The following is a 20,682-nucleotide window of genomic DNA, read 5'->3' on the forward strand; positions in this document are numbered from 1 at the left end:
CGTCCTCCCGGCGGGAGGCTCAGCGGTCGGTCAGGGTGCGGTCGAGCAGGGACAGCAGGCAGTCCCAGTGCAGTCGCGATGCGGCGGAGTCGAAGGAATCGGTGTCGGACATCGTGAAGCCGTGGACGGTGCCGGGATAGATCTCGGAGGTGTAGCCGACACCGGCGGCATCCAGGGCCCGGTTGATCCCACCGAGAGCCTCAGGCGTCAAGTCGCCCTCCGCATGCCCGAAGTGAACCTCGGCGGCGAGCTTGGCGAGGCTGTCGGGCCCGTCGGCTCCCACCGGGGCGTGGAATGCGGCGAGGGCGGCCACCCGGTCCGGGTGGGCCACGGCGGTGCGCGTCGCCAGGAGGCCGCCGATGCAGTAGCCGGTCACCGCGACCGGTCCGGAGCCGACCTCGGGCTGAGCGGTGAGGAACGTGAGAAAGGCGTCGGCGTCCCTCAGAGTGCGTTCCGCGGTGTGCGCCTCGATCAGGGGCATCAGCTCCGCGAAGACCGCGGGTCGCTCCTCTTCCCCGATGTGCTCGGGAAGCTCGATCACCGGTGCCGGACCGTGCCGGTAGAAGAAGTTGGGGACGAGTACGCAGTACCCGTGCCCGGCCAGTTCGCCGGCCATCTCCCGCAGCACGGGCCGGATCCCGAAGCCGTCCGCGTACATCAACACCCCCGGGTGCGGCCCGCCACCCCCGGGGAAGGCGGCGAACGCGTCGGCCTGTCCGTCCGCGGTGGGGATCTGCAGCATCTTGGTGGGCATGGACTCTCCTGTCGTGGTTGATGTGTCAAGCCTGTGATCAACCCGACGGGAGGCGGAGCCCGCGCGGCGCTCAGCGGAGCACCGGGTCACCAATCCGTGAGTGGCGCGAAGCCGTCCCGGTAGTCATGACTGCACAACGTAGCCCATCGAACGCTGTGGCGCCGGGCCCGGGGCCAGGGCCGGGGGCCGAGACGGGGGCGACGCCGGGGCTGGGGCCGGGGCCTCACTCCGGGGGATAGATGTCCCCGCCCCGCTCCATGCTTTCCTCTTCACTCTGGCTCTGCAGCCTTCGCGCCTTCTCCTGCAGCCTCTTGCGCTCGTCAGGGTCACTGGCCCGTTCCGAGGCGGCTTTCAGTTCCTGGGCCTTGTCGCGCATCTGCTGGAGTCGGGCGCGAGTTTCTCCACCGGCACTCATGAGATCCGTCCTCGCATCGTGAGTGTGCAGTCGCGTATACCAGCGAATCACGCTCGGCCACCTTCTGCATCCCCTCCGAGCGGCTGTCACTCAACGGTTCGCGGGGACGAGGGGGCGGGTGGTGGCGGGCGTGTCCGTCTCGCACACGGTGCCGTCGGCAGGGTGGGTGCCGTGGATGAGAGCGGCGTCAACTGCGCTGTCGACACACGAGTTGGTGCCGTAGGAGCCGTGCCCGACTCCTTCACGCGTGAGCAGGACCGCGGAATCCAGGGTTCGGGTCATGTTCTCGGCCCAGTGATGCGGGGTGACGGGGTCCAGCCGGCCCGCGACCACCAGTGACGGCGGCGTGCCGGCGCCTGTGAGCGGCTTGGTGACGCGGTCCTTGTTCGGCGCGGGCCACCGGGCACAGTTCAGGGCGGAGTAGGCCGCCCGGGTTCCGATCCGCTTGGCCTCGGTGACGGCCTTGGCGGCCGCGGCCTTGTGCGCGGCGGTGCCGGTCGGTGTCTGCCAGTCGGCGCAGCGGACCGCGGTGTGGGCTTCGAACATCGCGGTGGGGACCGGGAAGGGGGACACCGTGACACTGCTCCACAGGGTGTACAGGGGTGCGCCGTTGCCGTCCTGTGCGGCCAGCAGCGCCGATGTCAGCAGCGGCCAGGTGTTCTGGTCGCCGGCCAGAGCCCGGGTGGCCTCGAGGGCCATGGCGCCGTCGAGTTCGCCGCCCGGAGCGGCCCCCTTCGCGGGTGCGATCTTCAGCGGCTTCGCTTCCAGCGTGTCAATCAGTGCGTCGAACGCCGCCTGCGGGTCTCCCGCTCCGAACGGGCACACCGCGCTCCCTTCGGTGCGGCAGGTCTCGAACCAGGCGTTGAGCGTCCGTTCGCTTGCCACGGCGACGTCGTTGAGGAAGCTGAGGGAGTTGCCGAACCACAGGTTGGTGTCGACGGGCGCGTCGAGCACCATCTGGCGGACGCGGTGAGGGAACAGGGTGGCGTACATCGGGCCGACCACGGTGCCGTAGGACAAGCCGTAGTACGTGATCTTGTCCTCGCCGAGCGCGGAGCGGACCTGGTCGATGTCGCGGGCCACGTTGTCGGTGGACAGGCTGGCCAGGAACTCCTTGCTCTGGTGCTCGACGCAGCCGTCGGTGAACGCGGCGGCATCGGCCAGCAGCCGCGGCAGGGGCTTGCCCCCGGGGACGGCCGGGTCGAAGGAAGTGCCGAAGTCGGCTCGCTGTTCGTCGGTCAGGCAGCGAACGGCCTGCGATCCGCCGACGCCGCGCGGGTCCATCGCGATGACGTCGAATCTGGCGAGTACCGCGGGCGAGAAGGCGCCAGGAGTGCCGGCCGTCTTGGGCAGGTTGCGCAGTGTTTCGGTGGCGGGGACGCCGGGGCCGCCCGGGTTGAAGAACAGGCTGCCGATGCGGTGCTCGGGATCGGTGGCTCGGTGCCGCATGACCGCGAGCGGGATCTGCGCGCCGTCGGGCTCGGTGTATTCCTGCGGCACCTTGATCGTGGCGCATTCGAGGTTCTTCCCGCACGTGCTCCAGGTGGGCGGGCCCGGGGACGGGGCGGAGGCCGACGGGGCCCCCGCGGACGACGTGCCGCGCGGCCCCGAGGCGCCGGACGAACACCCGGTCAGGACCATGAGGGCGGCGGCGACCACCGCTCCGTACCGGGCGGCGGGCCTTGGTCTCGACCGGACCATGCTGATCTCCCTTTCACCGTATGCGTGTTCAGTGACCGGCTCAGTGACCGGCCATGTCGAGCAGCGAGGAGTACCGCAGGCGGAGCGCGCGCTCCATGCTCGCCAGAACGGCCATGACCCCCAGGGCGAGGTTCAGCCAGACCGGCAGGTGTACCGGCGATTCGAACGTGCCGACCCGCTGCGCGACAGGAGGAATCCGAGAGACGGGTTCGGCGAGCTGCAGCAGGTTCAGGCCGACGCCGATCACCAGCAGCAACACCGATCCGACGCCGATCGCCCGGCTCAGTCCCGGACGGCGGGCGGCGAGGCGCGCCCGCCGTCCCTCCGCCGACGCCGGGTCGGGCGTGAGCTGACGCGACTGTCCGCCCAAGGGGCGGTAGTGGCAGCGCCTGATGCCGTAGTTGCTCATCGCCACCTCGATGACGCCTCCCTCGACAGGGAAGGCCGCGGGCAGCTTCGACTCGGCCACGTGCCTGCCGTCCAGGAACAGATGCGCCCGGATCCTGCCGCTGTCCAACCGCGCCCAGTGCCGTACGTCGACGGCGTGCACACGGGCGTGCCCACCGGCGCCGGGAAGCCGCAGCCAGAACAGGGAGCGCAGGGGGAGCTGCCACCAGCGGAACCGTTGCAGTGCCCTGCCGTCTCCCGGCTTGAGGCGCTTCGATGCCGCCCACTGTTTCCAGGTCACGCTCCGTCCCTCCTGCTCACATCGCCCGCGAGCCACTAGTACAGCGTGTTAGAGAAACGCTAGCACACTGTACTAGTACGGCGTACTAGTACAGTGAGAGGGTTGGAAGAAGCGAGAGAGAGTGGGGCATGGAAACACGCGAGAAGATCCTCCAGGCCGCCGCGGAGATGATCGCCGAGGACATGACGGCGAAGCTGAGCGTGCGCGCGGTCGCCGCGCGTGCGGGAGTGAGCACCGGCTCGCTGAGGTTCCACTTCCCCACCCAGCGCGCCCTGCAGGACAGCCTGCTCGCGCGGATCTACGAACACCTCCTGCCCGACGACCCGATCCGGGACCGGACACTGCCGCCCCGCGAACGGCTGCTGAACTGCCTGCGGCAGGTCCTCGCACCGCTCGGCACCAACGAGGACGCGCGAACCGCATGGGGCACGGCCTATCGGACCTTCATCGAACCCGAGCAGACCGAAGAGGTACGCGCCGCGTACCTCGCCCATGAGCGGGAGGCGGAGCGCCGGGTCGAGCACTGGCTGACCGTGCTCGCCGAGGAGGGTGCACTGCCTCCCGGCGACCACACCCGCAACGTCAGGTTCCTCCTCACCGTCCTCAACGGGCTCTCGGTCGAACGCGCCCTGCCCACCCGCGAATCCGTCCTCATCGCCGAGACCGAGACCCTCAACGCGGCCGTCGACCATGTCCTGTCCACCGGCCCCGCATCACCCGCCGGGCCGATTCGGCGGTGAACCGAACCGGCCACCCCTCGACTCCGACTTTCTTGAGCGGTCGATCCAGATAGGTTACGGTGGGGCCATGGCAAGGACCCGGGAGTTCGACACGGAGGCGGCGGTGAGCCGCGCGATGGAGCTGTTCTGGACGCGCGGCTACGAGGCCACCTCGGTGCGCGACCTGACCGGGCACCTGGGGATCGGACAGGGGTCCCTGTACGCCGCGTTCGGCGACAAGGACGGCCTCTACCGGGCGGCGCTGGAGCACTACCGCACCACCCTCGCGGCGGCCGCCCTGCGTAGCCTGGAGGAGAGGGCGGACGCCCGGTCGGCGATCCGCACGATGCTGGTCGAGCGGATCCGGATCGCCGTGAAGGACGACGGCCGGGGCTGCCTGGCGGTCAACGCCGTCTGTGAGCGCCTGCCGGAGGACGCGGCGACCCGGCGCACCGTGCGCGACATGCAGGACGCCAGCCGCGACGCGCTCGCCGAAGTGCTCCGGGTCGCGGCGGAGCGCGGCGAGATCGCGAAGCGGCACGACCCGCACACCCTCGCCGCCTTCCTCGTCACCTTCCTCAACGGACTGCTGGTATCCGCGAAGATCACGCCGGACGTCCGCACCCTCGAACCCCTCGTGGAGGTCGCGCTGGCCGCCCTCGACTGACTTTTTCATGGCCGAAATCTGTAACAGACGATCCAGTAAAGTCGCCGCTGCCCGCCCAGACACGGGATCCGGCGACCCCGCCCCGCTTGCACCCTGATCCGATCCAAGACTTCGGAGGCCCCCATGCCCCGCACATCCATCCCGGGAACGCCCGCCGTCCCAGGAACGCCCGCCACCCTGGGAACGCCCACCACCCCGGACACGCCCGCTCTCGGCGGAAGCCGCTGGAACACCTTCCCTGCGGCCGGCACCACCCTGACCGCCCGCGAGTTCTTCACCGCCACCGAGCCGCTGCTCCAGGGCATCGTCGACGACAGCGCCCTCACCAGCGCCGACATCGCGGTGCTGGAGGATCAGATCCGCGCGACACTCGCCCTCGGCACCCGGGAGACCTCCCTCCCGCTGTACCTCGGCCCGGACAGCGCCTCGGCAGCGCGCGAACTGGGCGCGCAGGCCGAGACGATCGGCCGGGTGCTTGCCTCCTGGTCGACCGAGGCACTGGAGAGGCTACTCACCGATCCGGTACCGCTGCCCGCCGGCCCGCTGGTCGTCCGCAGCCACTGCTACGGCCACCTGCTCACCCCTTCAGCAGCAGATCTGCTCCTCGGACGTCGCGGTGGACCGGTCTCGATGCAGCTCTACAACGAGTGGCTGCACCAGCTGGTCCTGCTGCGCGACGCCCTGCTGCCCTTCACCAACTGGCAGGATGCCCCGCTCCTGATCACCCCGACCGGGTTGCGGCACACCGAACCGGCCCGCGACGCGTTCCTCACCGAACTCCTGGTACGGCAGATCCGGCACACCAGCATCGTGGCCTTCGCCCGCAACGTCGTCACCGGCACCTCCGGTCCAGCCGGCTACGGCTTCGAGGCGAGTGGCGGCACCGCCCTTCCCGCCGTCCTCGACCAGCCGCCCCTGACCGCGCCCCGGCACCTGCTGACCTGGCGCCCCGACCCGTCCGTCGGTGAAGCCGCCACGTATGTCGCCGAGCTACAGGACTACTACGCCGCACCGCGCACCCTCGTCGAGGACCTGCCGCCCGCCACGACCACATCCGGCCCGCTCGCCGCCCGTCCCGTCACCGCGCCGGTCGTCGACGGGACCCGCACCGCGCGCATCGAGGTCACCCACGACGGCACCACCGCCCACGTCGACCTCGGCCAAGCCCTGCGCGGCCACCGCTTCGCCCACCGTGAGAGCCCCGCCGCAGCCGCCGCATCCGGCACCGCCGACGCCTGGTCCGCGCTGCGCGCGCCGGGACTGGTGTGGACGCGGAGCGGCGAGACCACCCTGGACGCCACCGCTCAGGACGACCTCGTCGTACTGGCCCTGCTCGGCCGCCTCTACCCGGAGAACCTCGCCCTGCGCCCCGCCGACCACTCCGCGGACCGTTCCGCTGCCCTTCCCGCTGCCCGGACGACCACGGACGGCACAGGACCGAGCCGCCTGGCGATCCTCGTCAACCCCGCGCAAGCCCGCTGACGCCCACATCGCCACGCACACCAAGAAGTTCGAGGAAGAACAACATGATGCTCGACCATGAAGAAACGCCCGCCCGCACGGGCCGAGCAGCCGTGAACGGAACGAGTCTGCACTACCGCACAGCCGGGTCCGGCCCCGCGGTGGTGCTCCTGCACGGCGTACCCAAGACCAGCTACCACTGGCGCCACCTCCTTCCCAAGCTGACGCCCCACTACACCGTCGTCGTGCCGGACCTCCGCGGTCTCGGCGACTCCGCCCGGCCGTCTGACGGCTACGACTCCGCGACCATGAGCGACGACATCGCCGAGCTGATGAACCACCTCGGCCACCGGACATACGCCGTGGTGGGTGAGGACTGGGGAGCGGTGATCGGCTACCAGCTCGCCGCCCGCCACCGCGACCACGTCACCGCTCTCGTGTTCGCCGAGGCGCTGTTCCCGGGATTCGGCTTCGAGGACCACACGGCCCTCACCCCCGAGAACGTCTCCAGCGGCATGCACCTGTGGCATCTGGGCTTCTACTTCCAGCCGGACATCCCCGAGATGCTGATCAGCGGACACGAGCGCGAGCTGATCACCTACATGATCAAGTACGAGCGCAGCCGGCCCGACACCGCCACCCCCGACGCGCTCGACGAATACGTGCGCTGCTACTCCATGCCCGGCGGCATCCGCGCGATGCTCTCCATCTACCGGGCCATGCTCGTCGACGCCGAACAGAACCGGCGGGCCGCAGAGAAGAAGCTGGACATCCCGGTCCTGGCGCTGGGCGGATCCGCGTTCATAGGCGACCGCAACGAATCCCAGATGCGGCACATGGCTAACGACGTCACCGGCCACGTCTTCGACGCCGGCCACGACCTCGCGGAGGAAGTACCCGACGAGATGGCCGCCGTCCTCCTACCGTTCCTGGCCACGCACCAGTAACGGCCCCGGCACGGCGAGGGCCTCGCGGCCGTGCGGAACCGAACGATCTGGTTCCGCACAGCCACGAGGCTCTCAAGCACCCCTCAGGCTCGGAGTTGGCGTCGTGGCGTGGGGCGAACCGCCCGGCCTACGCGTCGAAGTCGTACTCCAGGACGTACGAGGCGGCGTCCAGCTTCATCTCATTGATCTCGACGGCGCGCCCCTCGCTCGTGAACGCGGTACGGCAGATGACGATGACCGGGGTGCCCGCGGCCATGCCCAACTGGTCGGCCTCGCCCTTCGAGGGCATGCGAGAGCGGATCTCCTCACGGAAGTGCACCGGCCCGTGGCCCAGTTCGGCGAGCCGGGCGTACGTCCCGCCCTTCCCGGTGTCCTCCTGAGTGATCGCGGACCCGGCGACCAGGGCGGCGGGCAAGTAGCTCGTCGCGAGCAGGACCGGCTTGCCGTCCAGGACGAAGCGCCGGCGCCGCACGCACACCGTCTCCCCGTCGGCCAGGTCCAGGACCGCGGCGACACCGTCGGGCGCCGCTTCCTCGGACACCGCGACCTGGTCCACATCGAGTGAGCGGTTCTCGATGTCGGCCGACCAGATGGACCTGCCGTTGCCCCATTGCTGCCGGGCCAGACGCTGGATGCCCCGTCGCCGAAGCGGGCGGAACTCCCGGACGAACACACCGGCGCCCTTGCGGGCCTCGACGACGCCCTCGTCCCGGAGGACGCTCAATGCCTGGCGGGCCGTCATACGCGCCACGCCGTACGTCGCCATGAGGTCGTTCTCCCCCGGGAGCCGATCACCGGGACCGTACTCGCCCGACCGGATCGCTTCGCGCAGCGTGTCGGCGATCCGCTGGTACTTGGGCCGTCGGTCGTCTCCGGTATTGGCCATCCCGTGGGCCTCCTCTCCTTCTCTAGACACCTTAGGCCACAGTATCTGTCTAGAGATGTCACGAATGGCTTCCTGAATGAGGGGTGTTGTATGGCGTCGTACGGGATCGGTCCTTCGGCTGCAGCGTTGGCAGCGGCGAGAGCGTCGACTCGGACGTTCGTCGGCACGGACAGACAGGGACTCGTCAGACGGCGGCTGCATCGCCCCCATCGCGAACTCAGCGGCGGGGAATGAGTCCGGGTGGCCTACGCGATCGACCGCTATCCGTGTGCGGAGTCGCCGCGCCTCGGCGCGATGACCTTGCATCCCGTCGCCGAGTCCGTACCCCGGTCCAGACGCTGGTTCCGAAAGTTCGTCACTCCCTACCAGCTGACGTGCTCGATCGACGACTGTGTCCTGCTGCTCTCCGAGCTGGTGACCAATGCCGTCGTCCACGGCACGTCAGACGCACCCTGGCTCGTCCAGGTCGAGTGGTTCCGTGCGGAGGCGTCACTCCGGGTAGAGGTGCACAACCCGGGGCTCCCGGAGAGCGTGCGGCTCAGGCACCCCGAGGCCAACGACGCGCACGGGCGCGGGCTGCTGCTGGTCGACTCCGTCGCCGACTCCTGGCACGCCGGCCCCAGCCGCTTTGGCGGAACGATGGTCTCCTTCGACATGGCCAACACCTGGCCACCGCCCTGACCTGACCGCCCGCACGATCGCCTACCCGGTACACCAGTCGGCCCCAGCCCTGTTGAGTATCGGCAGGACAGGGGCCGACTGAGGTAGGCCTACCTCTTCTTGCCCTGAGTGTTATCGGGGCTCTTGGCGACCCTGCGTTTTTGCTGGTGAGAGGCAACGGGATCGACCGCCTAGTGGTCGTCGTTGGTCGTCATTGGCCACTGTCGAGCGGCCGCGGACGCCCCAGGGACGGCCCAGCCATCACCGTCACGAGCGTCGGCCTATCGCGTTGCATAATGCCTCGAACCGACCCATGACGAGCCACCTCAATCGCCAGAACCAGCCTCTCCGCCTGCCCAATTGCTGCGGTAGCGGAGGCACCGGCATGCGCGGAAGTCGGGGAGGAGTAGGGCCACGTGGGCTTCGGCTTCGTCGACCTCCACCACCGTGCAGATGGCAGTAGCCGTTCCATCTGGCCGGGTTTCCGCACGCTCGTCCCTGCCGTGTCACCCCAGCACAACGTCCCATGAAGCGAGTCTGGCAGAGCCTGTGCAGGGAGGGTTCGGCTGTGGGGCAACTGCTCCAAGAGCTGCTGCGTTTCGCCCAGGAGCCATCAGCTTGGGACCTGCGAGCGTTGGGGACCGGTTCAGATGCTGACCTGGGCGAACAGCCAGGGCGCGGCCTCGCCGGTTGCGGCTGCCTTCACCGTGATTCCCAGCTGTTCCCCGCTCGATCTGGTGCGCTTGCGGTGCGGGTTCTTGCCATCTGCGACGCGGCAGTGGCCGGAGTCCTGGCCGAGCCCCAGCTTCGCCCTTCCGTGCCACCCACTCAGTGGCGCATCCCAGCCGCGAGTGCTGCCAGTGCCGAAAGCACGGTCAGTGTCGCGGCGAACGCTGTGCCGGCGCGGCGCAAAGCCTCGGGAAGGGAGACGCCGTCCAGCCAGGCCAGAAGCCCTGCCAAGGCGGCAACGAGAGCCGCCATCAGCCCCGAGGCGAGCACCACGAGGATGAACAAGCTCAGTACGCCAGCAGTCGAGTTCATAGGACTCCTCCAATGCAGCAGGTGCGGTTGCATTGGGAAGTTGGACCAAAGAGCGTGCAGGAGTGTTCACGCTGAACGATGATGAACACATCGGTACGCCGGAGTGGAGTGGGATGGGCGATACGACGAGTCGAACGGCAATCGGCATCACACAGGAGCACTCCCTTGCGCAGCTAGCCGGTGAGTTCAAGCGTCTTCGAGCAGAACGGCGCATGACTGTCGCGGCCTTGGCGGGTAGAGCCGCCTTGGGGCGGACTACTGTGAGTAAAGCGCTGAACGGGGCCACCGTTCCGACTGAAGAGACTGTCATCGCTCTGGCTCGGGAGCTCGGTGCTGCCCCTGAGCCGCTGCTCGAACTACGCCGTGCGGCGCTGTCTCGTGCTGATGCACTCGATCCCGCGGTGCGGGGCGAAGCTCGGGATGGGACCCTTGATACTCCAAAGGGCGAGACGGCGTTTGAGAGGCAGTACCGTCGGTATGTTGACAACCGATGGGGAAAACTTTCTGTCATCGGGTTAGATGTGGCTCATCCGGAGCGATCATCATGGCCCCTAGACGTCGCCTATTTGGGATTGAGTCTCGGGGAATCAAAAACAAGGCCGCTCTCTCAAGACTCAAATAGAGCAACGAAGCGGCCAGCGACAGGCATACACGTCGAACAAGGATTTGCTGACCGAACGCGAATCCTGATACGCGGACTGGCTGGATGCGGAAAGACCACTTTGCTGCAATGGCTAGCCGTCAGCGCCGCACGCAGAAACTTTCCCGAAAGCCTGTCGCACCTAAATGATCGTGTTCCCTTTCTCCTGCGTCTAAGAACTCTAACGCGTGCCGGTGGTCTTCCGGTGCCAAGCGGCTACCTGGCGTCAACTGGATGCCAATTGGCTGATGGTCAGCCGCAAGGCTGGGTCGACGACATCTTGACGCAAGGCCGAGGCCTCATTCTGGTTGATGGGATCGACGAAGTTGCTCAAGATCGTAGGGATGAAACGCGGACATGGTTGCAAGAGCTGCTGGCATGCTATCCCGATAACTTCTTCGCAGTAACCACTCGCCCCAACGCCGTCCGTGAGGGGTGGCTCTCGGAATTTGAGTTCAGTGAACTCACCATTCAGTCTATGACCCCAAAAGAGGTGGCAGTCTTTATTGATCGATGGCACGCGGCGGCTTCGGCGAATGCCGCAAGCGAAGAGGAAAAGCTACAGCTGGGTCTGCTTAAGGAAAAGCTGAGGGATTCAGTTCGAGCGCAGCGTGGACTGGCGCAGATGGCCACCTCTCCTTTGCTATCAGCTTTGGCTTGCGCGCTTCATAGAGACCGGCACGGCCATCTCCCAAACGGACGAATGGAGCTTTATGAGGCCGCGCTAAGCATGCTGTTGTATCGCCGCGATAGAGAGCGGCAGATTGAAAATGGAGGAATCAGCCTAAGCGAACGTCAGAGCTTCCGCCTATTGCAGCGGTTAGCATACTGGATGGTAGATAACGGGCAAGACGAAATTAGCCGATATGATGCCGTGCATCATATCGCAGATGCTCTACCTTCCATGCCTGAAGTTGCTTGTCAAGGATCTGCTGAGCAAGTTCTTGACCATCTTATTGAGCGTAGCGGAATCTTACGCGCGCCTGACGATGACACCGTTGACTTCGTGCATCGAACTTTTCAGGATTATCTAGCCGCCAAACTAGCTGTCGAAAGGAGAAATTTCGGCGTCTTGGCAAATCATGCGCATGACGATCGCTGGGAAGATGTTATTCGCATGGCAGTAGCTCACGCTAGTCCCGCAGATGCGCAACAACTGCTGCGGAGGTTGATTTCCCGTGGAGATCGGAACACCTCCAACGCGGATGTGCGGCATCGATTGCACTTGCTGGCTGCCGCCAGCCTTGACTACGCTGCCGAGCTGGATCCCGAGACCCGAAATAAAGTGCGCTCACGCGCTGCAGCCGTTCTACCCCCGCGTAACGCGGATGAGGCTGCGAGGCTAGCTAGAGTTGGCCCAGTAATTCTGGACCTCCTCCCAGGACCCGAAAATCTAAAAGGTCCCGAAGCCGCGGCAGTCGTTCACACGGCAGGACTATTGGGCGGCGACCAGTCTCTGACGCTATTGAAACGCTACCGGCAGTGCACGAAGGGCGAAGTACCTTTCTATCTGCAGCTCCATTGGAATCGACACGATATTGCCGAGTACGCGCGCGAGGTGCTCTCTTACGCCGACCTGGATTATCTGACGATCAGCGTGCCTGAACAGATTGCCGAATTACACAGGATCAAGATCCCCCCTTCAGTTACATTTCAAGGTGACTTTACGGCAGAACAAATTTCGGCAGTGCCAGATGCAAAGCGTATTTTATCTCTGGATATCGGCTACAACTCCGAGCTGAGCGACATGCAGTTTATAGGCGCATATCTGCGAACTCGGCGGCTTACATTGGACATATGTAATGGGCTTGACGATTTCTCTGCGCTGAATGATTCCAGTGTGACATCCTTGAGTATCTGGAAGTCCAATCCCGACCATCTGAGGAGCCTAGCATTCCTCAGAAGCTTGAAAGAGTTCAGGATTAATTCACATGGTCAATTTGAGAGCCTCCGTGACTTCATGCCACTCTCCGAGTTGACCTCCGTCTACCTCGGGCCGATGAATTGTGGATCCCTGTTCGGCGTGAGCGACTGGCCTACAATCGAAGACTTCTCGATCTATGCATATGAGCCAGTAGAAGGTTTGTCCGATCTGGTAAATCTTCCGAATCTGCGGAGCCTTGACATCCAGGGGCCCCTTGCTGCCTTAATTGCCAGCCGCGCGCCAGTCATGGCCCAAGTTCAGAGACTGGTTATATCCTACACGGAAGCTATGGATCTGCGCATTTTTCAGGATAAGTTCCCTGGCTTGAAGGAGTTCAGGATTCTTTGCAATAAATCCCAAGCGGTTGACCTGGCGCCTCTGCGAGATGTCGGTGAATTCGTGATTCGGGTTGAAGGCGCAGGAGAGGTGCGCGGCACTGATGGCTTCACGCCCCAGAGGCTCATTGGGCACTGAATGTCCTGCCCTCTGCGAGCCGCAGATACACAAGCGGTCGGCGGAGCGGCTTTGGGGTGGCGCTGCTTTGGCGCGAGCGATCATGGCCCCGTAAGCTTCCGGCGCGTCGGGCAGTCTATGGACCTGCCCGGTAAAGCACGAAGTTGAGGCCATGATCTTCGAGGCTCGCGCCAAAGTGGCTCCGTAAAGCCGTGGAGCCGGCCGCCCCAGCCGCGATGTACCCCTTCTCTCGCATCAGGCGACTGATTGTTGCGAGCGCGGCACGGGCGCCAGCCGGGCTGGAGCGGGGCGGAGACAGGAGCGCAGGACCGGTCGGGGGCCGGGCCGCGCGCGGGGAGCGGAGTGAGCCGCCTTGAACCAGTAGGGAAAGTTGTAACTCAGTCGCTGGAGCAGGGGCTGTCTTGTCTCGGTTGATGCTTGACGCTGTGGCGTCACCTGATGCTTGACACCGCTTGTCTCGGCTTGGCTGTGCGCGTCGTATCCGCGTGCAGGGAGGGCCGGGGCCGTGCTGGTGGAGTTGAGCGTGGTCGAGCAGCGGTATCACGCGGTGATGGAGGTCGCCGCGGGGGTCCCGGTCACTCAAGTCGCCGCCCGGTATGGGGTGTCGAGGCAGTCGGTGCACTCCTGGGTGCGCAAGTACGAGCAGTCGGGTTTGCCGGGTCTGACGGACCGGTCGCACCGGCCGGATTCGTGTCCGCACCGGACAGCGCCGGAGGTGGAGGCTCTGGTGTGTGAACTGCGGCGCCGGCATCCGGGCTGGGGTCCGCGCAGGCTGGTGCACGAGCTGGGACGCAGGGGCGTCACGCCGTTGCCGTCCCGGGCGACTATCTACCGGGTCCTGGTCCGCAACGGACTCATTGAGCCCGGGGTGCGTAAGCGTCGCCGGTCGGATTACCGCAGGTGGGAGCGGTCGGAGGCGATGGAACTGTGGCAGATGGACATCGTCGGCGGCATCCTGTTGGCGGACGGCAGCGAGTGCAAGATGGTCACCGGGATCGACGACCACTCCCGGTTCATGGTGATCGCGAAAGTGGTGCAGCGGGCCACGGCCCGAGCGGTGTGTCTGGCCTTCGGCGAGGCACTGGTGCGGTTCGGAGTGCCCGGCGAGGTGCTGACGGACAACGGCAAGCAGTTCACCGCCCGCTTCAGTCCTGGCAAGCCCGGAGAGACGATGTTCGACCGGATCTGCCGGGAGAACGGCATCACCCACCGGCTGACGAAGCCGCAGTCCCCGACGACCACGGGCAAGATCGAACGCTTCCACCAGACTCTGCGGCGCGAACTCCTCGACCGGCGTGATCCGTTCACCGACCTGGCTACCGCGCAGGCGGTGGTGGATGCCTGGCTGGAGGACTACAACCGGATGCGGCCGCACCAGGGACTGGACATGGCCGTTCCGGCCAGCCGCTTCGTTCCCCGCCCGCGGTCCGAGCAGGATGCGCTGCCGGTGGTGCTGCCCGCCCGCCTCGACCCTGTCCCCCAACCTGATGTCCCAGAGCCTCCACCCGAGCCTGTCGCGGCGGTCTGGCCGATGGCGGAGGGGGAGGTCGGTGCGATCGAGGTGGAGCGGGTGGTGCCCGCGTCGGGGAACCTGAGCCTGCGCGGTCAGCAGATCTGGTTCGGCCCGGCCCTGGCCGGCATCACGGTGACCCTGCGGGTCGACGTGAACCGGCTGCACGTCCTGATCGGCGGCGGACGGCACAAGACGCTGCCCTCGAAGCTGTCCGGCCGGGACCTCAAGACCCTGCTGGCAGGCGGGGACGCCCGACCCGCCGGGCCCTGGGCGGACGATCCCGGACCGGTCCAGGATGCGAAGGGGGTGGTGGAGGTGGACCGGACCGTGAACGCGGTCGGCTACGTCGGGCTGGGCGGTGACAAGGTCCTGGTCGGCTGGCCGTTCGCGGGACAGCGGGTCACCCTCCGCCTCGACGGGAAGGTTTTGCAGGTCCTGGACGAGCAGCGTGTCCTGCAGGCCACCCTGCCCAGCCCGCTGCCGCCCTCGGCCTGCGGTCGCCTGCAAGGGGGCCGTCCGGCCGGGCCGCCACCGCTGCTGCCTCCGCCCGGCCAGCAGATCGCCGAGCGGACGGTCAGCAGCGTCGGCGGCTTCATGGTCGCCGGACAGCGCGTCCAGCTCGGCCGCGGCTATGCCCACCAGGCCGTCACCGTCCACTTGGACGAGACATCGATCCGGGTCTTCCACGGCCAGGATCTGATCACCACCGTCCCGCGTGTCACCAGGAAGGATGTGGTGGTCCGTAAGTCGGGCGAACACAACCGCCGGAAGATCGTGTGATCGCTGTGTCAGGAAGGTTCGGACGGCTGCTTGGACGGCCAGTTGGCCAGTCGGGCGCGGGCTTCCTGAGCAATGACCGGCCACGGGTCATCAACCAAGCCCGCAACCGTCGCCCGCGGCGAGTGCGGATGGTTTGCTACGAGCCTCCGCACGGCGTCATGCGGATCGTCGACCAGCCGTTCCAGCAGCTCAGGCGGGCAGTTGCGTTTGCTGGCCACCCGGTCTCGGACCCGCCAATCCGGATCCTTGATCAGCTCGGCCAGGATCTCCGACGGCGCCGTCCTGTTCTGGGCAGCCCAGACACGCATGTCGGGACGGTTGCGCACCAGGTCCCACCAGACTGACAGCGGCATGGCCGCCCACGCCGAGCGGTTGTACTCCGCCGGATCCTCGCTCTCCCGCAGCCGGATGAACTCCTCCACGGAGGTGATCTCAGGGAAACGGTCCGTCATGGCAGCCAGTAAGCCACGATGTCTAGGTCAGACGTCAAGCATCACCTGGGGCCGAATCGTCAAGCATCAGCTGGGACTCGACACGCTGGAGCAGGGGCTTTGATCAGGCTCCGGGCTTTGGGCTCTCGCTATGCGCCGGCCGTGTTCGGCAGCTCGTAGCAAGGACTGAGCTACCTGTTCGGCCGCGTCGGGGTGCAGGTAGATCTCCTGGGTCCACAGCACGGACAGGCGGACGGTGCCGTTGAGCAGGTTCGTTGCCACGTCCACCTCGACGCCGTTGCCGGTGGCATCCGTGACCTTCAGGTCCTGGTCGCTGCTGTAGGCGCTCATGTACCTGAGCATGCCTGAGGCCCGGCTTCAGGTACGAGGCCGGCCTTCGGTGTCCGCTGAGAGGGGGACCCCGGGCCCGGGTCTGAACTCGTAAGCACAGGGCGGGAGCTCTGTTCGATGAGCCAGCGCTAGGTACGCCACCGGCCGGATGGTCCAGGTGATTCGGGTGGTCTCGTGGATCACGGACACTCCAACGTGCGAGCAGCACTGAGCGCGGCCGTGGACGACGGTCGCCTTCCCCGCAATCCGTGTGCCGCTCGGTCCGAACGTCCGCCGACCGTCGACCCCAAACGCGTCGTTCCCTGGGCGCCGACTGCGGGCTTCGCCAGGGCGAGATACTGGGCGTGGCCGTCGACGCGATCGACTTCGAGTCGGACACGCTCCACGTGGTCCAGCGACTGAAACTGAGCCGCAGCAACGCCGTGTTCGCCCCGTCGAAGGGCGGCAAGCTGCGGGACGTGCCGCTCCCCAGCCCTGCCGCTGATGCGCTCCGGGGCACATGAAGCGGTTCCCTCCGGTCGAGGTCACCTTGCCGTGGAGGGTGGCGGACGGGCCTCCGGTGACCAAGCGGCTGATCTTCACCGGGCCGGGCGGCGGGCACGTCTGGCGCACACCACTCAACGAGGAGGCGTGGAAGCGGGCGCTCACCGAGGTGGGCGTCATCCCCGTGCCCGAGCGGGGTCGGCCGTGCGCAGAGTCACGCGAGAGCGGCACGCACGCGCTCCGCCACTCCTACGCCTCGGTGCTCCTGGACACGGGCGAGAGCATCAAGGCCCTCGCCGAGTACCTAGGTCACTCGGACCGGGCCTGACGCTCCGCGTGTATGCGCACCTCATGCCGTCGAGCCAGGAGCGGACCCGCAACTCGGTCGCCGCCGTCTTCGACACGGCCCGGCCGGAGTCGCCCCGCACCTGACGCCCCAGAGACAGCGACAAGCCCCCTACTCGCGGAGAACCCGCAGGTAGGGGGCTTATTCGTGGGCGCTTACTTCTTCTTGCCCTGGTTCTTCACGGCCTCGATGGCTGCCGCCGCCGCGTCCGGGTCCAGGTACGTGCCGCCCGGGTTCAGGGGCTTGAACTCGGCGTCCAGTTCGTAGGACAGCGGGATGCCCGTCGGGATGTTCAGGCCCGCGATGTCGGCGTCGGAGATGCCGTCGAGGTGCTTGACCAGGGCGCGGAGCGAGTTGCCGTGGGCGGCGACCAGGACCGTGCGGCCCGTCAGGAGGTCGGGGACGATCGCGTCGAACCAATACGGGAGCATCCGGCCGACGACGTCCTTCAGGCACTCCGTCTGCGGGCGCAGCTCCGGTGGGAGCATCGCGTAGCGCGGGTCGGAGAACTGGGAGTACTCGGCGTCGCGGTCCAGCGCGGGCGGCGGGGTGTCGTAGGAGCGGCGCCACAGCATGAACTGCTCCTCGCCGAACTCGGCGAGGGTCTGGGCCTTGTCCTTGCCCTGGAGGGCGCCGTAGTGGCGCTCGTTCAGGCGCCAGTGGCGGTGGACCGGGATCCAGTGGCGGTCGGCGGCCTCCAGCGCGAGCTGGGCCGTGCGGATCGCGCGCTTCTGGACGGACGTGTGGACCACGTCGGGCAGCAGGCCGGCGTCCTTGAGCAGCTCACCGCCGCGCGTCGCCTCCTTCTCGCCCTTCGGGGTGAGGTTGACGTCCACCCAGCCGGTGAACAGGTTCTTCTCGTTCCACTCGCTCTCGCCGTGGCGGAGGAGGATCAGCTTGTACGGTGCGTCGGCCATGCTCCCGAGCGTAATCCAAGGCCCTGATTCCCCGCGCGTGCGCCCGGTGGGCGGACGGTTGACGGGAAGTGTTAATTGGGTGGCCTCCTCGAACGAGGCGTTTGTAAGTTGTGCTTGCCGCATCAGCCGCTTACATCCACCTCGGGGGACCCATGTCAGTCGCCGGACTCACCGGACTCAGACGTGCCACACGCGAGACCGTCTCCGGGCTCCCCCGCGAGTTCTGGTGGCTGTGGACCAGCACCCTGGTCAACCGGCTCGGTGCCTTCGTCGCCACCTTCATGGCGCTCTACCTCACCATCGACCGCGGCTACTCCGCCTCGTACGCCGGTCTGGTCGCCGCCCTGCACGGGCTCGGCGGGGTCATCTCCTCGCTGGGCGCCGGGGTGATGACCGACCGGCTCGGGCGGCGGCCGACGCTGCTGGTGGCGCAGACCTCCACCGCACTCTCCGTCGCGCTGCTCGGCTTCATGCGGGACCCGGTGGCCATCGCCGCCGTCGCCTTCCTGGTCGGCATGGCCAGCAACGCCTCCCGGCCCGCGGTGCAGGCGATGATGGCGGACATCGTGCGGCCCGAGGACCGTATCCGGGCCTTCTCGCTCAACTACTGGGCGATCAACCTCGGCTTCGCGATCTCCTCCATGGCGGCCGGGTTCATCGCCGAGGTCAGCTATCTCGCCGGGTTCATGATCGAGGCCGGGATGACGCTCGTCTGCGCCGTCCTCGTCTTCGTGAAGCTGCCCGAGTCCCGGCCCCAGCAGGAGACGGCCTTCGACGACGTCCCGGGCAAGGACGCGGCCGTCTCCCTGTGGACCGTGCTGCGCGACGGGCGGTACATGAGTGTCGTCGGGCTGTCCTTCCTGATCGCGCTGATCTTCCAGCAGGCGTACGTCGGGCTGCCCGTCGCCATGGGCGAGGCCGGGTTCACGCCCGCGGACTTCGGGCTGGCCATCGCCGTCAACGGCATCCTGATCGTCGTACTGCAGATCCCCGTCACGCGGTTCATCCAGCACCGCGATCCGCGACTGCTGCTCGTCGCCTCGTCGCTGCTGGCCGGGTACGGCTTCGGGCTCACCGCCTTCGCCGGGTCGGTGGGCGTCTTCGCCCTCACCGTGTGCGTGTGGACGCTGGCCGAGGTCGTCAACGCGCCGACCCAGACCGGGCTCGTCGTCCGGCTGTCGCCCGTGCACGGACGCGGGCGCTACCAGGGCATATACACCATGTCCTGGGCGGTCGCCGCCCTCGTCGCCCCGCTGATGTCCGGGTTCGTCATCGACCACTGGGGCGCCGAGTGGCTGTGGGGCATCTGCGCGGTCGTCGGCACCCTGGCGGCGGCCGGGTACTGGGGGCTCATGCGGGGCCTGCCGGACGACGGCGACGGCAACGGCAAGGGCAAGGGCAAGGGCACAAGCAACAGCGACAGCGACAGCAGCGAGACGCCCGTGGCACAGGACACGTCCGCCGCCCCCGCGCCCCTGGCCGACACCAGCACCGCCTGACCCCGAGCGCCCTCTGCTCCCGCCGCTCGCTCGCGGATGCGTCCCGTCACGGATGCATCCGCGCACCCTTCAGCACCTTGTCCACCGCGTTCTTCGGGCCGTACACCGCGAGGCCCACCAGGTCCAGGTCCGCCGTCGCCACCGCCCGTACCGCCGCGCGGTTGTCGCGGTCGTTGCCCGTGGTGAAGAGGTCCGAGGTGAAGAGGGCCCGGGGCAAGGCGCGGGACAGTACGCGCGCGTGGGCGGTGGTCAGGGTCTCCTTCGTGCCCTCGAAGACCAGCACCGGCTGGCGGAACATCGGCAGGTAGCCCACGGCGTCCGCGTCCTCGTACGGCTCCCCGATCACCTCGGGGAACTGCTTGCCCAGGCCGCTGACCAGGAACGCCGTGACGTTGAGGCGCTGCCAGGTCTCCAGGTCCTCGCGCAGCAGTACGGCGATCTTGGTGTCGAAGCGGACGGGGGTCTCGGTCTCGGGAGCCTTGGGAGTCTCGGGGGCTGCTTCGTGCGTGCTCATACGGTAAGACTGCCGACCCGCACCCCGCCCGGTCTTGTACGTTTTTTGCATGGGCGGCCGATCGAAGGACAAGCGGAGCGTCTCCGCGTGGCGGCCCCGCGTCCCCGGCGTCGTCGAGGTCTTCCACGCCCACTACACCGAGTACGCCTATCCCATGCACGTCCACGACGCCTGGACGCTGCTCATCGTCGACGACGGCGCCGTACGGTACGACCTGGACCGGCACGAGCACGGCACCCCGCACGACACGGTGTCGCTGCTGCCGCCGCACGTGCCGCACAACGGCTCCCCGGCGACCCCGGACGGCTTCCGCAAGCGCGTCCTGTACCTGGACGCCTCCCGGCTGGGCGACGAGCTGATCGGCCCGGCGGTGGACGCGCCCGACCTGCGGGACCCGGTGCTGCGGCGGCGGGTCGGGCAGCTGCACGCCGCGCTCGCGCTGCCCGGCGACGAGCTGGAGGCGGAGAGCCGGCTGACGCTCATCGGCGACCGGCTGCACGCGCACCTGGGGTCCGGGGCCGGCGCACCCGGGGCCCGCCGGGACCCCGTGCTCGCCCGGCGGCTGCGGGAGCTGCTCGACGAGCGGGTCGTCCCGGGGATCGGGCTGGAGGAGGCGGCCGCGCTCGTGCCCGCGCATCCGGCGCACCTGGTACGGGCGTTCAGCGGCGCGTACGGCATCGCGCCGCACCAGTACCTGATGTCCCGGCGGGTCGACCGGGCGCGGCGGCTGCTGCTCGCCGGGGACTCCCCGGCGGAGGTGGCGGGCGCCACCGGCTTCTACGACCAGGCCCATCTGACCCGGCACTTCAAGCGGTTGGTGGGGGTCACGCCCGGGCGCTACCGGGCGAGCGGCGCCCGGACCTGACGCCGC

Annotated in this window: 19 protein-coding genes and 1 pseudogene; 10 read left to right on the plus strand and 10 right to left on the minus strand. The window is 67.6% G+C overall.

Going from position 1 to position 20,682, the window contains the following annotated elements; all coding sequences use genetic code 11:
* Positions 1 to 19: 19 nt before the first annotated feature.
* The 4 genes from IE258_RS36955 to IE258_RS36970 form a co-directional block, all read right to left on the minus strand.
* On the minus strand, positions 20 to 754 hold the full coding sequence (locus IE258_RS36955) for a dienelactone hydrolase family protein (protein WP_189750197.1): 735 nt from the start codon (positions 752 to 754) through the stop codon (positions 20 to 22).
* 223 nt (positions 755 to 977) lie between these two features.
* On the minus strand, positions 978 to 1,169 hold the full coding sequence (locus IE258_RS36960) for a DUF6381 family protein (RefSeq protein WP_189750198.1): 192 nt from the start codon (positions 1,167 to 1,169) through the stop codon (positions 978 to 980).
* 90 nt (positions 1,170 to 1,259) lie between these two features.
* Positions 1,260 to 2,870, minus strand: a complete 1,611-nt coding sequence (locus IE258_RS36965) for an alpha/beta hydrolase (protein ID WP_189750199.1) — start codon at positions 2,868 to 2,870, stop codon at positions 1,260 to 1,262.
* Between the two features lie 40 nt (positions 2,871 to 2,910).
* The gene (locus IE258_RS36970; RefSeq protein WP_189750200.1) at positions 2,911 to 3,558 is read right to left on the minus strand and encodes a hypothetical protein; all 648 of its coding nucleotides are present in this window, start codon (positions 3,556 to 3,558) and stop codon (positions 2,911 to 2,913) included.
* Positions 3,559 to 3,686: 128 nt separating this feature from the next.
* Here IE258_RS36970 and IE258_RS36975 point away from each other — a divergent pair, with 128 nt between their 5' ends.
* The 4 genes from IE258_RS36975 to IE258_RS36990 all read left to right on the plus strand — a co-directional run bounded on the left by IE258_RS36975 (position 3,687) and on the right by IE258_RS36990 (position 7,352).
* Entirely contained in the window at positions 3,687 to 4,298 is a 612-nt protein-coding gene (locus tag IE258_RS36975) for a TetR/AcrR family transcriptional regulator (RefSeq protein WP_189750201.1), read from the plus strand.
* 67 nt (positions 4,299 to 4,365) lie between these two features.
* The gene (locus IE258_RS36980) at positions 4,366 to 4,944 is read left to right on the plus strand and encodes a TetR/AcrR family transcriptional regulator (RefSeq protein ID WP_189750202.1); all 579 of its coding nucleotides are present in this window, start codon (positions 4,366 to 4,368) and stop codon (positions 4,942 to 4,944) included.
* Positions 4,945 to 5,121: 177 nt separating this feature from the next.
* A complete protein-coding gene (locus IE258_RS36985; RefSeq protein ID WP_189750264.1) occupies positions 5,122 to 6,426 on the plus strand; it encodes a hypothetical protein in 1,305 nt (434 codons plus the stop codon).
* A gap of 44 nt (positions 6,427 to 6,470) precedes the next feature.
* Positions 6,471 to 7,352, plus strand: a complete 882-nt coding sequence (locus IE258_RS36990; protein ID WP_189750203.1) for an alpha/beta fold hydrolase — start codon at positions 6,471 to 6,473, stop codon at positions 7,350 to 7,352.
* Positions 7,353 to 7,479: 127 nt separating this feature from the next.
* Here IE258_RS36990 and IE258_RS36995 read toward each other — a convergent pair whose 3' ends face one another.
* On the minus strand, positions 7,480 to 8,238 hold the full coding sequence (locus IE258_RS36995) for a GntR family transcriptional regulator (RefSeq protein WP_189750204.1): 759 nt from the start codon (positions 8,236 to 8,238) through the stop codon (positions 7,480 to 7,482).
* 240 nt (positions 8,239 to 8,478) lie between these two features.
* Here IE258_RS36995 and IE258_RS37000 point away from each other — a divergent pair, with 240 nt between their 5' ends.
* On the plus strand, positions 8,479 to 8,919 hold the full coding sequence (locus IE258_RS37000; RefSeq protein WP_189750205.1) for an ATP-binding protein: 441 nt from the start codon (positions 8,479 to 8,481) through the stop codon (positions 8,917 to 8,919).
* A gap of 807 nt (positions 8,920 to 9,726) precedes the next feature.
* Here IE258_RS37000 and IE258_RS37005 read toward each other — a convergent pair.
* Entirely contained in the window at positions 9,727 to 9,939 is a 213-nt protein-coding gene (locus IE258_RS37005) for a hypothetical protein (RefSeq protein WP_189750206.1), read from the minus strand.
* Positions 9,940 to 10,001: 62 nt separating this feature from the next.
* Between IE258_RS37005 and IE258_RS37010 the strand changes: the two genes are divergently transcribed.
* Together IE258_RS37010 and IE258_RS37015 are read left to right on the plus strand one after the other, a co-directional pair.
* Positions 10,002 to 12,977, plus strand: coding sequence for an NACHT domain-containing protein (locus IE258_RS37010; protein ID WP_189750207.1), 2,976 nt, complete (start codon positions 10,002 to 10,004; stop codon positions 12,975 to 12,977).
* A gap of 517 nt (positions 12,978 to 13,494) precedes the next feature.
* Positions 13,495 to 15,270, plus strand: coding sequence for an IS481 family transposase (locus IE258_RS37015; protein ID WP_189750265.1), 1,776 nt, complete (start codon positions 13,495 to 13,497; stop codon positions 15,268 to 15,270).
* An 8-nt stretch (positions 15,271 to 15,278) separates the two neighbouring features.
* Here the strand turns inward: IE258_RS37015 and IE258_RS37020 are convergent, their stop codons facing one another.
* A complete protein-coding gene (locus IE258_RS37020) occupies positions 15,279 to 15,722 on the minus strand; it encodes a hypothetical protein (RefSeq protein ID WP_189750208.1) in 444 nt (147 codons plus the stop codon).
* A 66-nt stretch (positions 15,723 to 15,788) separates the two neighbouring features.
* Positions 15,789 to 16,052 carry a hypothetical protein gene (locus IE258_RS37025; RefSeq protein ID WP_229892663.1) on the minus strand — a complete coding sequence of 88 codons (264 nt, stop codon included), beginning with the start codon at positions 16,050 to 16,052 and terminating at the stop codon, positions 15,789 to 15,791.
* 186 nt (positions 16,053 to 16,238) lie between these two features.
* Between IE258_RS37025 and IE258_RS41500 the strand changes: the two are divergent.
* Positions 16,239 to 16,967, plus strand: a pseudogene (locus tag IE258_RS41500) (tyrosine-type recombinase/integrase); the annotation flags it as partial.
* 69 nt (positions 16,968 to 17,036) lie between these two features.
* Here the strand turns inward: IE258_RS41500 and IE258_RS37040 are convergent.
* Complete coding sequence (locus IE258_RS37040) at positions 17,037 to 17,798, minus strand: phosphoglyceromutase (protein ID WP_087808622.1); 762 nt, start codon at positions 17,796 to 17,798, stop codon at positions 17,037 to 17,039.
* Positions 17,799 to 17,950: 152 nt separating this feature from the next.
* Between IE258_RS37040 and IE258_RS37045 the strand changes: the two genes are divergently transcribed.
* Positions 17,951 to 19,297, plus strand: a complete 1,347-nt coding sequence (locus tag IE258_RS37045) for an MDR family MFS transporter (RefSeq protein WP_189750211.1) — start codon at positions 17,951 to 17,953, stop codon at positions 19,295 to 19,297.
* A 46-nt stretch (positions 19,298 to 19,343) separates the two neighbouring features.
* On the opposite strand, the gene IE258_RS37050 is transcribed toward IE258_RS37045, so the two are convergent.
* A complete protein-coding gene (locus IE258_RS37050; protein WP_189750212.1) occupies positions 19,344 to 19,811 on the minus strand; it encodes a DUF2000 domain-containing protein in 468 nt (155 codons plus the stop codon).
* A 49-nt stretch (positions 19,812 to 19,860) separates the two neighbouring features.
* Between IE258_RS37050 and IE258_RS37055 the strand changes: the two genes are divergently transcribed.
* Complete coding sequence (locus IE258_RS37055; RefSeq protein WP_189750213.1) at positions 19,861 to 20,676, plus strand: helix-turn-helix transcriptional regulator; 816 nt, start codon at positions 19,861 to 19,863, stop codon at positions 20,674 to 20,676.
* The last annotated feature ends 6 nt before the right edge of the window (positions 20,677 to 20,682 follow it).

Source organism: Streptomyces tendae, from assembly GCF_014650435.1.
GTDB lineage: Bacteria > Actinomycetota > Actinomycetes > Streptomycetales > Streptomycetaceae > Streptomyces > Streptomyces tendae.